Source organism: Enterobacter sp. SGAir0187 (genome assembly GCF_002952735.2).
In the GTDB taxonomy this organism is placed as follows: domain Bacteria; phylum Pseudomonadota; class Gammaproteobacteria; order Enterobacterales; family Enterobacteriaceae; genus Enterobacter; species Enterobacter quasiroggenkampii.
In genome coordinates this window covers 3,181,040-3,194,575 of record NZ_CP025034.2, presented here as the reverse complement: position 1 = coordinate 3,194,575, position 13,536 = coordinate 3,181,040, and the positions used below count along the sequence as shown (strand labels likewise).

11 protein-coding genes and 1 other RNA gene are annotated in these 13,536 nt (G+C 52.6%); 2 read left to right on the top strand and 10 right to left on the bottom strand.

Annotation, left to right across the window (positions count from 1 at the left end; genetic code table 11):
- Positions 1–9: 9 nt before the first annotated feature.
- The 10 genes from tdcD to garL all read right to left on the bottom strand — a co-directional run bounded on the left by tdcD (position 10) and on the right by garL (position 10,541).
- The gene (tdcD, locus tag CWR52_RS15390) at positions 10–1,218 is read right to left on the bottom strand and encodes a propionate kinase (RefSeq protein WP_104950930.1); all 1,209 of its coding nucleotides are present in this window, start codon (positions 1,216–1,218) and stop codon (positions 10–12) included.
- A 30-nt stretch (positions 1,219–1,248) separates the two neighbouring features.
- Positions 1,249–2,580 carry a threonine/serine transporter TdcC gene (tdcC, locus tag CWR52_RS15385; protein ID WP_008501506.1) on the bottom strand — a complete coding sequence of 444 codons (1,332 nt, stop codon included), beginning with the start codon at positions 2,578–2,580 and terminating at the stop codon, positions 1,249–1,251.
- A 9-nt stretch (positions 2,581–2,589) separates the two neighbouring features.
- Positions 2,590–3,579 carry a bifunctional threonine ammonia-lyase/L-serine ammonia-lyase TdcB gene (gene tdcB / locus CWR52_RS15380; protein ID WP_104950929.1) on the bottom strand — a complete coding sequence of 330 codons (990 nt, stop codon included), beginning with the start codon at positions 3,577–3,579 and terminating at the stop codon, positions 2,590–2,592.
- Between the two features lie 100 nt (positions 3,580–3,679).
- Entirely contained in the window at positions 3,680–4,600 is a 921-nt protein-coding gene (tdcA, locus tag CWR52_RS15375) for a transcriptional regulator TdcA (RefSeq protein WP_045910073.1), read from the bottom strand.
- Between the two features lie 817 nt (positions 4,601–5,417).
- The gene (locus tag CWR52_RS15370) at positions 5,418–5,837 is read right to left on the bottom strand and encodes a hypothetical protein (RefSeq protein ID WP_252152159.1); all 420 of its coding nucleotides are present in this window, start codon (positions 5,835–5,837) and stop codon (positions 5,418–5,420) included.
- Positions 5,815–7,248, bottom strand: a complete 1,434-nt coding sequence (locus tag CWR52_RS15365; RefSeq protein ID WP_252152198.1) for a PAAR domain-containing protein — start codon at positions 7,246–7,248, stop codon at positions 5,815–5,817. The genes CWR52_RS15370 and CWR52_RS15365 overlap by 23 nt, the downstream gene beginning before the upstream one ends.
- Before the next feature lie 36 nt (positions 7,249–7,284).
- Positions 7,285–7,896 (bottom strand): hypothetical protein, encoded by a 612-nt coding sequence (locus CWR52_RS23315; protein WP_193745667.1) that lies wholly within the window; start codon positions 7,894–7,896, stop codon positions 7,285–7,287.
- A gap of 525 nt (positions 7,897–8,421) precedes the next feature.
- Positions 8,422–8,799, bottom strand: an RNA gene (gene rnpB / locus CWR52_RS15350) — RNase P RNA component class A.
- Between the two features lie 59 nt (positions 8,800–8,858).
- Positions 8,859–9,749 (bottom strand): 2-hydroxy-3-oxopropionate reductase, encoded by an 891-nt coding sequence (gene garR, locus CWR52_RS15345; protein WP_069719922.1) that lies wholly within the window; start codon positions 9,747–9,749, stop codon positions 8,859–8,861.
- 21 nt (positions 9,750–9,770) lie between these two features.
- On the bottom strand, positions 9,771–10,541 hold the full coding sequence (gene garL / locus CWR52_RS15340; RefSeq protein ID WP_032650347.1) for a 2-dehydro-3-deoxyglucarate aldolase: 771 nt from the start codon (positions 10,539–10,541) through the stop codon (positions 9,771–9,773).
- A gap of 374 nt (positions 10,542–10,915) precedes the next feature.
- Here garL and garD point away from each other — a divergent pair, with 374 nt between their 5' ends.
- Entirely contained in the window at positions 10,916–12,487 is a 1,572-nt protein-coding gene (gene garD / locus CWR52_RS15335) for a galactarate dehydratase (protein WP_104950034.1), read from the top strand.
- Between the two features lie 176 nt (positions 12,488–12,663).
- Positions 12,664–13,518, top strand: a complete 855-nt coding sequence (locus CWR52_RS15330; RefSeq protein ID WP_104950033.1) for a tagatose bisphosphate family class II aldolase — start codon at positions 12,664–12,666, stop codon at positions 13,516–13,518.
- The last annotated feature ends 18 nt before the right edge of the window (positions 13,519–13,536 follow it).

Genomic DNA, 13,536 nt, shown 5'->3' with positions numbered 1-13,536 from the left:
CTCGCTTTATCAGGCGTAAGCCGCAGCCGGGGTAACCTTTCCAAGACGGAGGGCGTCCAGCGCGATCATTTTTTCTTCGTTGGTAGGGATCACCGCGCAGGCCACGCGGGACGAATCGGTGCTGATGACGCGCTCACCCGCGCTGCCTGGCAGGGCATTTTTGGCGTCGTCGAGGATGACGCCAAACACCTTCAGGCGTTCAGCCACCAGTGCGCGAATCAACGTTGAGTTTTCGCCGATGCCGCCGGTAAAGACCACTGCATCCAGGCGGTGCAGCGACGCCGCGTGCCCGGCAATGTGTCGCGCAATGCGGTGAACGAAGGTCTGGATCGCAAGCACAGCCCGCTCGTTGCCAGCATGCCAGGCTTTCTCCAGCGCGCGCAGGTCTGAAGAGATGCCGGAGATCCCCAGCAACCCGGACTCTTTATTGACCACGCGCTCCAGATCCTCGAACGACTGCCCGGTCTGCTGGGCAATCCACGCCATCGCGCCGAAGTCCACGTCGCCGCAGCGCGTGCCCATCATCAGTCCTTCCAGGGGGGTCATTCCCATGGAAGTATCCACGCTTTGGCCGTTGCGCACCGCGCAGATGGACGCCCCGTTGCCGAGATGGGCGATCACCAGGCCGCTGTCATCGGGGGACAGCCCGAGAAGCGAATGTGCCTGCGCGGCCACATAGCGGTGAGAGGTGCCGTGGAAGCCGTAGCGGCGCACGCCCAGCGCTTCAAAATAGCGGTACGGCAAACCGTACAGATACGCCTGCGGCGGCAGCGTCTGGTGGAAGCTGGTATCAAATACCGCGACCTGCTGCACGCCCGGGAACAGACGCTCTGCGGCTTCCACGCCGCTCAGGTTGGCGTAGTTATGCAGCGGCGCCAGCGGAGAGACCTGGCGGATCTGCTCAATCACCTCTTCCGTAATCAGGGTCGACTCGCTGAAGAGGTCGCCGCCGTGCGCAATGCGGTGGCCAATTAAGGCCACGCTGCTCATCAGGTCACGCTTCTCCAGCTCCAGGGCGATGGCAGCCAGCGCCCCTTCGTAGTCCTGGTGAGCCAGTCTGGCTGGCTCACCCCCGTTCACGGAAATAAAGGCCTTTTCAGTGTTGATGCCGTCTGCAATGCCCGTCATCAGGGCGTCGCAGCTGCTGGCATCGAGCACCGAAAACTTAACAGAGGACGAACCGCAGTTAATTACCAGTACAACCGGAAACTCAATCATCATGTGACTCCGCTCTTCCTGAGCAATGGTTTAGAACAGTTTGTAAACGATATTCAGAATGGTCAGCAGGCCCACAACCGTGACGAAGATGTTCTCGGGTTTGCCCTTATATTTCGCCATGGCTGGCGCTTTGCGGATGGCGTACATCGGCAGCAGGCACAGCAGAGAGGCGATGATTGGCGCGCCCATGGCTTCAATAAGGTCCAGAATGTTCGGGTTGGCGTAGGCCACAACCCAGGTGGAGCCCATGATGAAGACCATGCTGATGGTATTCAGTTTGCCAACGGAGACTTTCTTCTTATCGCCTTTGTAGCCGAACTTCAGGATCAGGCCATTCAGCCCTTCCAGCGTGCCCAGGTAGTGGCCAAAGAAGGATTTGAAGATAGCGACCAGGGCAATAATGGAAGCGCCATATTCCAGTACCGTCGCGAACGTCGATTTAGTGCCGGACATGGAGGCAAAGTGGTTCGCCAGATAAGAGAGCACCGGAATGTTCTGCGCTTTGGCGTCCGCCATGTTCTGCGGAGAGAGCGTAAACAGGCAGCTAAACGCGAAGAACATCACCACGGCGACCATCAGCATGCTGGCGCGACCGATGATTTTGGAACATTTCTGCTCGGTGAATTCTTTACCGAACTCCGGCTCGTACTCTTCGCGCTTGGAAACCACAAACGAGGAGACGATAGGCGAGAAGTTAAAGGAGAAGACCATGATGGAGATCCCCAGCCACACCGTGACCAGGATGCCGTCATGGCCGGTGAAGGCGATATCGCTCAGGTTGACCTGGTCGATCACTGCGGAGTTCCAGTAAGGGATCAGCGACAGCGAAATCAGCACCAGACTGGCAATAAACGGGAATACCAGGAAGCTCATCACCTTCACCATCAGGTCCTTACCGAACCAGATAACAAAAGCCATCAGCAGCAGCAGGAAAAGCGCCACCACGCCGCGGTTCAGCGCAGGCAGCTGGAGCTGGTTTTCCCAGAAGGTCATGAAGGTGTTAGTAATGGTGACGCCGTAAATCCACAACAGCGGGCAAATGGCAAAGAAGTAGAGGAACGTGATCACCACCCCGCCGGTTTTACCGAAATGCTCTTCCACCGTTTCGGTGATGTTGCCGGAGACGTTGCTGCCGGACAGGCAGAGGCGCGCCAGCGCGCGGTGGCAGTAAAACGCAATCGGGAACGCGAGAACCAGCATCAGCAGGATAGGGATTAATCCGCCAAAGCCTGCGCGAATGGGGAAGAACAGCACGCCTGCGCCAATGGCGGTACCAAACAGGCCAAGCGTCCAGGTGGTATCAGACTTACGCCAGGAGGACGTTTTTGTCTGGCCAACGATAATGCTTTCTGTGTTGCTCATAGGTCACCTTTATGCGTCAACGAAGCCGGTAATTTGGGAAACACGGGAGAGATCGATATTACCGCCGGAAATAATGCAGACGGTTTTGCGGCCCTGAATATAGTGGTCCAGTTTGCCGCTTAATAACGCCGCGCAGGCCAGTGCGCCAGCGCCTTCCGTCACCACTTTATTTCGCTGAATAAGGGCAATCATGCTGTTGCGAATATCGTCTTCGCTCACCAGCACAATGTCATCGACCAGTTCACGAACGATTTCGAAGGTTAATTTGCCGGGGCGAGAGACGTCGCAGCCGTCGGCTAACGTGCCGGTGATGCGATGGTTGGTTATTTCTCCTGCCTGCCAGGAGGCTGCCATTCCGTGCACGTTTTCAGACTGTACGCCGATAATATTAATGGTCGGGTTGATGGATTTAATCGCCGTTGCAATACCGGCAATTAAACCGCCGCCGCCAATGGGGACAATGACGTTATCCACGTCGTATAAATCTTCGAGAATTTCCAGGCCGATGGTGCCCTGACCGGCAATCACTTTGGCGTCATCGTAAGGCGGGATAAAAATGCGCCCTTCCATCTCGACGATTTCGCTGACTTTGGCGATGGTGTCGTTAAAGTTCTCACCGTGCAGCACCACATCCGCCGAGTAGTCGCGCGTCGCGGCCACCTTGGATTTTGGTGCGCCCATTGGCATCACCACTTTGCCATCGATGCCGAGCATGGCGCAGGAAAGGGAAACCCCCTGCGCGTGGTTTCCCGCTGAGCAGGCGACCACGCCTTTGCGTTTTTCAGCATCGGTCAGCGAGCTTAATTTATTAAACGCGCCGCGAATTTTGAACGAGCCGGTACGCTGCATGTTCTCAAACTTCAGGAATATTTCGCCCTTACAACGTTCGCTGAGATAATTCGAACGTGGCATACCGGTTTTATATATTTTTCCTGCCAGTCGTTTTCTGGCATCCTGAATATCTTCAATGGTTACCGGGAGTTCGTAAGTAATATGCATAATATCCTCGTTATAATAATTCATTCTTTTCAGGCAAAGTCAGGGTATCAGAGCGCTATTGCGTTACGCTCTGGGTATTTTTAAAACAGAAACTTATTATTTATCGTCGTCTTTCGACATTCATCGACGAATATTGTTTTGCAAGCTCAACTAATACGGACGCCGATTTTTTAATTCTGTAATTTTTAGACCACACGGCGGCATAACGCGCCACGGGTAATTCATCTTCCACAGGCAGCACAATAAATTGATCCGAACCGAATGGGGCGATCATGTCGCGGGGAATCACCGTCAGATAATCGGCGTTCAGGACAAGGTTATAAATGGTGACGACCGAATCGGTCTGGACGATGTTTTCGATGCTGATGTGGTTGTCTTGCAGGGTAGTCAGGAGTTCTTTGTAGTAGCCCATATCGGTTTGCGGCATCACCCACTGCTCGTGCGTGAGCGATGCCAGTGTCGTCGGGCCGGTGCACGTTCGCGTTTTGCTGGCGACCAGCACAAACTCGGACTCAAACAGCGGTTCGACGTGCAGATCCTGCAGCAGCATTTCGTCGCTCAGCGTACCGATGGCAAAATCCAGACGACCGTCGCGAATGGCCGGGAGGAAAGAGGAGAGCTGGGCTTCATACATTGAGACGCGCGCTTTCGGGAACACTTCCTTAAATTTTTTGATCATCCCGGACAGGAAGGTAAAGCCGATCAGTGACGGGTAGCCAAAGGAGACATCCATAACGGTGCTAAAACTGAGACTATTGATTTCGCTCACCATGTTTTTCATTTCGCGGGTGATCGACTCTGAGTACGAGAGCAGAACCTGGCCTGCAGCCGTCAGTTTTACGCCCGTATTTTTACGTACCATCACTTCCACGCCGAAGTAGGACTCAATATCGCTGATAATTTTGCTGACGGCGGGTTGCGTCAGGCCCAGCTGCCTTGCTGCAGAACCTATGGAGCCACTTTTAATGACTTCCTGAAATACCACGAGGTGCTGTGTTTTCGGTAGAATAATAGTGTTCATAATATTCTGCACTTATTTCCCTATGACGGGGTGAATTCTACTCAATAATGTTTAAAGGGGTATGTGCTGTTACTCACAATTTGCTTTCCAGGCCCTTTATCACGCACAACGAAAAACCATAAAAACGCTTATTTATCAAAGTAATAAACAGAGACAAATATGCTATTACGCTGATATTGATCAACAAAAATAGCGGTAATAAATTTATTTTATGGCGATAACCCGGATAAATTTTACCATCCGGAAAAAATCAATAAAGGCGATATTTTAGGCAATTAAAGACCAATAAATAACCGCTATTTGTTTGAAACATTCTTTCAATTTATCAAATTTTTCCGACGCGAATTTTCAGGCTGGCGGAAAAGAGTGGAATACGTCACATATTCACAGGAGAAATGTATTTGATTTCAATGTATGCATATCAAACGAGAAAAGTTTCGCGATCATTAAGATAACAATCATAACAAATTATCAATACTGAAAATCGCGAGTTTTTTAGCGTGAAATTTTGTGATGACGATCGTCCGCAGACACAGGAGCGATACTGAAGGGATAAAAACAGTGAAATGTGCTTAATGTCGCAAATATGAGAATTGATGTCGTTTGTCTGGTGCCGGGTGGCGCTGCGCTTACCCAGCCTACAGCCCCCTGAAAGCAAAAACCCCGCCGAAGCGGGGTTCTCTAAGAAGTTGAAGCTGACCGATAAGCCGGGTTCGTTCAACCATACGTCAGGCATCTGCGGCGCTGGGGTTATCATTTGTCGCAGACTGTATCGCACTTAGTGTTATAGAGTAAAGCCCGCTAAGGGACGCGCCTTTTACACCCAACCGCGCTCTATCGCTACCATCAGTAGCCCCCCAATGATAAAGAAGATTAGACTGACGACAGCCAGATATATCTCGACATAGAAAGGTCCGATCAGCCGTTTGGGAAGTCCTCTGATGAAGTCCTTGTCATCGTTTTTGGTCAGGATTGAACTGCGATTCCATAATAGAGGGATGTAGATGAACTGCACTTTCGTACTATAGGCTATGTTGACGTAAAGCGTGTTGACGTTTTCGAACAGCAAGACGGCATCAGGAAGGCTGCCATATTTTTTTTTGTACAGGACGCAAATTTCGCTAAACCGTTTACGGTTTAAGACGGACACGACGATGCTCAAGACACCTAATAACAATCCTGTAAGTGTGGCTATAACCGATACCATTTTTATACTAATCATCACTGGTAATCTCATAAAGACCGAGGGCCTCCCCAATGGATTCGCTCGCTTTTCCGACAGACCAGCTAAAAGCTTTATCGCTTCCGTATGCAATTCCGCCAGATACACTGAGCGTGCAAAGCAGCGCTCCCGCTCCTCCTGCCTCTATGGTTGCAGCCCCCAGAACCACAGCGCAAATAGTATTTGCTGCGCCAGCGCCAATAATCCTAGCTCCCACAGCTCCACCTACTAGGCCACCTGAAAATTCACCGATGGAAGTAAACGAGGTTTTGGCGCAATCCCTGCCAACGGTGCAGGCTTCCATGATCTTCGCTGCGGTATCCAAAGCAGACAGACCAATACCGATCTTCCCGGCTGTTTCCATCCACTTAACGTACTTCGCCAGCTTCTCGATATGGGTTGCGTAACCTTCAATATCACTAACACCAGTTTCATTCCAGCGGTGGGTAATTGAACGGCTGGAAAGGCCAAGGGCGCTTTTCAGATCGGTGTATTCGTTGAACATGAATCGATGTTTCATGAACATCTTCAGCACGCTATCAAGTTGACCAAATAAGCGACGGCGTTCAACGAAGAATTGTTCACCGATCAGTGTGCCGCTTGTGATGTACTGGTTTTTGTATGTCTTCTCGATCTCGACGAGAATTTTTTCGACTCTCTCGAAATATCCCTTCGCTGCTTCCGTCGCTCTTCCTGCCTTTCCAACAGCATCGTTTGCAGTAGTCGCAGCAGCTGCAAACATCTCAATGGTATCTTTATATTTGAAAAGGAAGTTAGCCTGCTGGATGGAGAGCGGCGCTAATGCTGCATCAATCCGTTGTTTCGCGGCCCGCATATGGGAGATTTGCTCTTCATCCTGCTTATCGGGGTCAACTACCAGCATAATCGAACCAGCTTTGTATCTTTCATCCGGGCCGTTCAGCGTAGAGAATAGCTCCTTTGCTCCTGCTGGCGGGGTGCCTGTGAATAGCAGACGTTGCCAGGCTTCTGTGGTGCCGCCGTAAGGAATAATGGTAAAACCTGCGTCAATACCTGTTTTCTTTTTCGCTGTTTGGGCGTGTTGTTCTGGTTCTACCTGCGACTGTTGAGATGCAGCTAAAGTGGCTGCTGCGGTTGCCGCTTCTGCCAGATACCTTGCTGTTGCCTGAGAGGGGGATTCACCTGGGCCTATCCAGCCCAAAGGGGCTATGATACGGTTAGATCCAGAGAGGCAGCCACATAAAACTACGCACTTGTCCACGGCAACAGGGATCTGGTGAATTGTGCGGTGTGGCTCACCTTCAACAACTTTTCCTTCTTTGCCGCATTTTGGGCAAGCTGTGGTCTTGTCACCCAGAACAATCGGGCGACGGCCCAGAATGTTACCGAAAGAAAGTGAGGGGATGAGTTTTGCGCCAGTTGTAGTCTGATCACCAAACAACGCCATTCCACGACCTAAAACGTTTGGACGCATTCCCCCCATTTACGCCACCTTTGCAACAGTCAGGAAATCATCTGGCATTGATTCACCCTCGCGGAAAGAGAACATCAATCTATAATCAGGGGTGCTGAGAATTTGATCTCCGTTATCAAGTAAACTACCAACCAGCGCGATCCCTTTACCTTCCCATTCGCTTAACTGTCCGGCGCTGGTGATAATGGTGGCCTTAGTCCCGTCTGGATAGGTCACGGTTGCACCTTCTGTAACCATGCTGACCCATTGACCATTATCGAGTTGGACTTTCATGCCCTGACTCGGATCCGGATTAGGTTCATCGACAACGCCACCCCGAAGAGTAAGACTTCCGGCAACCGCTGCACGATAGATGGCTGTGATTGGATGGTGTCGGGCATATTCTTGCTGTTCAATAATGAGATTGCGGGCTTCCACATTCATTTCTGATAGTTGCTGGTCGGTATAACGGGGAGCATCGAAAGATGCGATGACCGATGAAGTGAGTTCGTTGGTGTACTGTTGCATAAGTCCCTCTGCTTGCTGTGAATTTTTCTGTTCTCGGACACATTGTACAAATAACACCCATGCACGCGAAAGCGGTTTATCACCAAAATTGAAACATTGTTTTAAATAATTCACTCGGTAAATATTTTCTGTTATTTCATTCGGATTGTGAAATATTGAAGCTTTTGCTGTATGGACAATGTTTCGACTTGTTGACGTAGGTACTCAAACAAATTACGTTTTTCATCAGCTAGCGAACCTGACTTTCGCATAGTACTACGCACTTTTGAGGGGATTTTTTGCTGCGACATAGAAGGCGGTCTGAATGCTGAGTAAATAATCATCAATGTATTTTTGTTCTAATTTCCTCCTTTTCTGCACGATATCCAATAGTAGGGCTGGCTCAAACCGGGACGATTTTACAAATGAAATGAACATAGGGAGACGGAAAGATATAAATCTTGCTCTACTGGCTGAATCGCAGCCCAGAGACACGCGAAAAAACCGCCTGAAGGTAGTCTGAAATGAACGCTGTAGCGATTGCCACGCTTTAGGATGTTGGGGATAGAACAGCCGTTGGTGTGTCTCTTTTGTATCACAGTCTGTATCACAGTTTTGCCTTAGAAAATCTGAGACACACCAACGTATTGTTATAGAAGAAGTTGAAGCTGACCGATAAGCCGGGTTCTGTCGTTGGACAGTCATTCATCTAGGCCAGCAATCGCTCACTGGCTCAAGCAGCCTACCCGGGTTCAGTACGGGCCGTACCATGTGAACCCCTATTTGGCCTTGCTCCGGGTGGAGTTTACCGTGCCACGGACTGTTACCAGCCGCGCGGTGCGCTCTTACCGCACCCTTTCACCCTTACCTGATCCCGCTTGCGCGGGCCATCGGCGGTTTGCTCTCTGTTGCACTGGTCGTGGGTTTCCCCCCCAGGCGTTACCTGGCACCCTGCCCTATGGAGCCCGGACTTTCCTCCCCTCCGCCCGTCTCCCCCGAAAGGGACGACGACGAAGCGGCGACTGTCTGGTCAGCTTCGGCGCGCAGTATAGAGGGTTTGCGCGCCGCTGTCACCCTCGGCTGTGGGTAAGCCGTGATTAACGCGCCACTTCCACCTTCGCCAGTTTTTCGTAGTAGCATGCAATTGCGCTGTGATCGGCCGTGCCCAGGCCATCGGCACGCAGCGCCTGCATCATCTCCATGACCGCTGCGGTCAGCGGCAGCTGTGCGCCCACGCCGTGGGAGGTATCCAGCGCGTTGGCTAGATCTTTGATATGCAAGTCGATGCGGAAACCGGGTTTGAAATTGCGATCCATGACCATGGGCGCTTTGGCATCCAGCACGGTACTGCCCGCCAGACCACCGCGAATGGCCTGGTAGACCAGGTCCGGATTGACGCCCGCTTTGGTTGCCAGCGTCAGCGCTTCAGACATGGCGGCAATGTTGAGCGCCACAATCACCTGGTTTGCCAGCTTGGTCACATTACCCGCCCCGATCTCCCCGGTGTGCACCACGGAGCCCGCCATCGCTTTCATCAGGTCGTAAAATTTATCGAAAACGGCTTTATCACCGCCGACCATCACCGACAGCGTGCCGTCGATCGCTTTCGGCTCACCGCCGCTGACCGGCGCATCCAGCATATCGACGCCCTTTGCTTTTAGCGCCTCGCTGATTTCACGGCTCGCAAGCGGTGCGATAGAGCTCATATCGATCAGCACCAGGCCAGGCTTCGCGCCGTCGATAATGCCGTTTTCACCCAGCGCAACCTCTTTAACATGCGGGGAGTTTGGCAGCATGGTGATGATGACATCGCACTGCTCGGCAATCGCTTTCGCGGTGGTGGCCGTTTCTGCTCCCGCCGCCATTACCTCAGCCACGGCCTGCGGATTATGATCGGATACCACCAGTGAGTAACCCGCTTTGATGAGGTTCTTACTCATTGGTTTACCCATGATCCCCAGGCCAATAAAACCCACTTTCAGCGTCATAATCTGTTTCCTCAATGATGGTTATTTTTTAAAAGCGTCCGCTAATTTCTGCGTAGCCGAGCGGAAAACGCCGAGGTCGCTGCCGACGGCAACAAACGTGGCTCCCCACTCCAGATAGCGGCGAGCGTCAGCCTCAACTGGCGCCAGAATGCCGCACGGTTTACCGTGTGCTTTGGCGCGGGCAAAGATGTGCTGGATCGCGCGCTGCACGTCAGGGTGGCTGGCATTACCCAGATGGCCAAAGGCGGCAGCCAGATCGCTTGGGCCGACGAAGATACCGTCCACGCCGTTTGTGGCGGCAATCGCGTCGACGTTATCAACGCCCTGCTGGCTCTCGATCTGAACCAGAATGGTGATGTTGCTGTTGGATTGCGCGAAATAGTCCGGGACGGTGCCAAACATATTGGCGCGGTGCGAAACGGAGACGCCGCGGATCCCTTCCGGGGGATAGCGCGTTGACGCAACGGCCAGTGCCGCTTGTTCTTCCGTCTCTACAAACGGGATCAAAAAGTTATAGAAGCCGATATCCAGCAGACGCTTGATAATCACCGGTTCGTTGGTGGGGACACGCACCACCGGAGCGCTGTGGCTGCCTTTAAGCGCCATCAGCTGCGGAATAAAGGTGCTGATATCGTTCGGCGCATGTTCGCCGTCCAGCACCAGCCAGTCGAAACCGGCCAGTCCCAGCACTTCGGTACTGATGGGATTTGCCAGCGCGGACCAGCAGCCAATCTGAATCTGGTGCGCCGCGAGAGCCGCTTTAAATTTATTCGGGAAGATATCGTTACTCATCGTATTTACCTTTTTTATTCCGCAGCCTTTTTCAGCATCATTTTATTTATTCAGACACCGCGCCAGCATGATATTTATTATTCTGACGTATTCTGGCGTGATAAAAACGTCATTCAGTATAAGACGCAATCCACGACCACACATTGTTGTAATGCTCAAGCATTGCGGTACATTTGGATAAAAATTTTTGCATATGCACAAGGCACTGGGCGCTAATGCACAGAATCAAGGATTACCGGTTCGGGAGCGATCGCGATCACATTTTCATATACCCTAAGCTGACATGCTTTATTTCTGAAAGCCGCGTATTTATTTCTACCATTAGAAAAATGGCTGAATTTATTATCAGACTTTTTGCTGGAGAATACTGAACAATGGCCGACATTGAAATTCGACAGGCACCGCCGACGGCGTTTTATATAAAAGTGCATGACGCCGATAACGTGGCGATTATCTTCAACGACAATGGCTTAAAAGCGGGAACCCGCTTTCCGGACGGGCTGGAACTGATTGAGCATGTTCCGCAGGGACATAAAGTCGCCCTGGTGGATATCCCTGTTAACAGCGAAATCGTGCGTTACGGTGAAGTCATCGGCTATGCCGTTCGTTCGATACCGCAGGGAAGCTGGGTGGAGGAGTCGCTGGTGGCGCTGCCAGAAGCGCCGCCGCTGAATACGCTTCCGCTGGCAACCCGCGTGCCGGAACCGCTTCCCCCACTGGAAGGCTATACCTTTGAAGGCTATCGCAATGCGGACGGCAGCGTCGGCACCAAAAATCTGCTCGGCATTACCACCAGCGTGCACTGCGTGGCGGGCGTAGTGGATTACGTGGTGAAAATCATCGAACGCGATCTGCTGCCAAAATACCCGAACGTCGACGGCGTGGTGGGCCTGAACCACCTTTACGGCTGCGGCGTGGCGATTAACGCGCCCGCTGCCGTGGTGCCTATCCGGACCATCCACAATATCGCCCTGAACCCGAACTTTGGCGGCGAGGTGATGGTCATTGGCCTCGGCTGTGAAAAATTGCAGCCAGAACGTTTGCTTCAGGGGACCGAGGATGTCGAAGCCATCCCGGCAGACGAGGCCAGCATCGTGCGCCTGCAGGACGAACGCCACGTCGGTTTCCGCTCAATGGTCGACGATATTTTGCAGGTAGCAGAACGCCATCTGGACAAGCTCAACCGCCGCCGGCGCGAAACGTGCCCGGCCTCTGAGCTGGTTGTGGGTACCCAGTGCGGCGGCAGCGATGCCTTCTCCGGCGTGACGGCCAACCCGGCGGTGGGCTTTGCATCCGATCTGCTTGTTCGCTGCGGCGCCACGGTAATGTTCTCCGAGGTGACCGAAGTGCGAGACGCCATCCATCTGCTGACGCCGCGCGCGGTTAATGAAGAGGTCGGCAAGCGCCTGCTTGAGGAGATGGCCTGGTACGATAATTATCTCGATATGGGCAAAACCGACCGCAGCGCCAATCCCTCCCCCGGGAACAAGAAAGGCGGCCTGGCAAACGTGGTGGAAAAAGCCCTCGGCTCTATTGCCAAATCCGGGCAGAGCGCCATTGCAGAGGTGCTCTCTCCGGGCCAGCGCCCGACGAAACGCGGCCTGATCTACGCGGCAACGCCGGCCAGCGATTTTGTGTGCGGCACGCAGCAGGTCGCATCCGGCATTACGGTGCAGGTCTTTACCACCGGGCGCGGCACGCCGTACGGCCTGATGGCGGTGCCGGTGATTAAAATGGCGACCCGCACCGCGCTCGCGAACCGCTGGTATGACTTAATGGATATCAACGCGGGAACCATCGCCACCGGGGAAGAGAGCATTGAGGACGTGGGCTGGAAGCTGTTCCACTTCATTCTTGATGTCGCCAGCGGGCGGAAGAAAACCTTTTCGGATCAGTGGGGATTACACAACCAGCTGGCGGTGTTTAACCCGGCACCGGTGACGTGAGTTTGCTGTAAACCTCGCTTAGCATGGCTTCGGCCATGCTTTTTTTTGCTTTCATTTCTTTCGCATCCTTGCCTTTCGTTTCGATTCTTTCATTTTTAAGATATCAATCACAAAATAACATTCCGAAACCCTATATTGTCTTTCGCATAAATAAAACGAAAGGTTTCGGAGGAAAGATGTTCATCATCTCGTCGAAAGTGATGCTGCTAAAAGCACAGCGCGAAGGTTACGCCGTACCGGCATTCAATATTCATAATCTCGAAACGCTGCAGGTGGTCGTTGAAACGGCCTATGAGATGCGATCTCCGCTGATCGTGGCGGGTACGCCCGGCACATTCAGCTATGCAGGAACCGGTAACGTGGTCGCCATCGCCAGCGATCTGGCCAAAACGTATAACCAGCCACTGGCGATCCACCTCGATCATCACGAAGATTTCGACGATATCGCGCAGAAAGTCCAAAGCGGGATCCGCTCGGCGATGATCGACGGATCTCATCATCCATTCGCTGAAAATGTCGCGCTGGTGAAGAAAGTGACAGACTACTGCCACCGTTACGATGTGAGCGTGGAGGCTGAACTTGGCCGTCTTGGCGGGCAGGAAGATGACCTTGTGGTCGACAGCAAAGATGCGCTTTACACCAACCCACTACAGGCACGCGAGTTTGTTGAATTAACGGGTATCGACTCATTGGCCGTCGCCATCGGTACCGCGCACGGCCTCTACACTGCCACGCCGAAACTTGATTTTGAACGTCTGGCAGAGATTCGCAATCAGGTCGATATCCCGCTGGTGCTGCACGGCGCTTCCGGTTTATCTACGGCCGATATCCGTCAGGCCATTCGCCTCGGTATTTGCAAGGTCAACGTTGCCACAGAACTCAAAATCGCCTTCTCGAATGCGCTGAAAACCTATCTCACTTCACATCCCGAAACCAGTGACCCGCGACATTACATGGTGCCCGCCAAACGTGCCATGAAAGAGGTGGTGCGCAAAGTCATTAACGATTGTGGTTGTGAAGGAAAACTCTAAAGTCCTGACCCGGAGGAA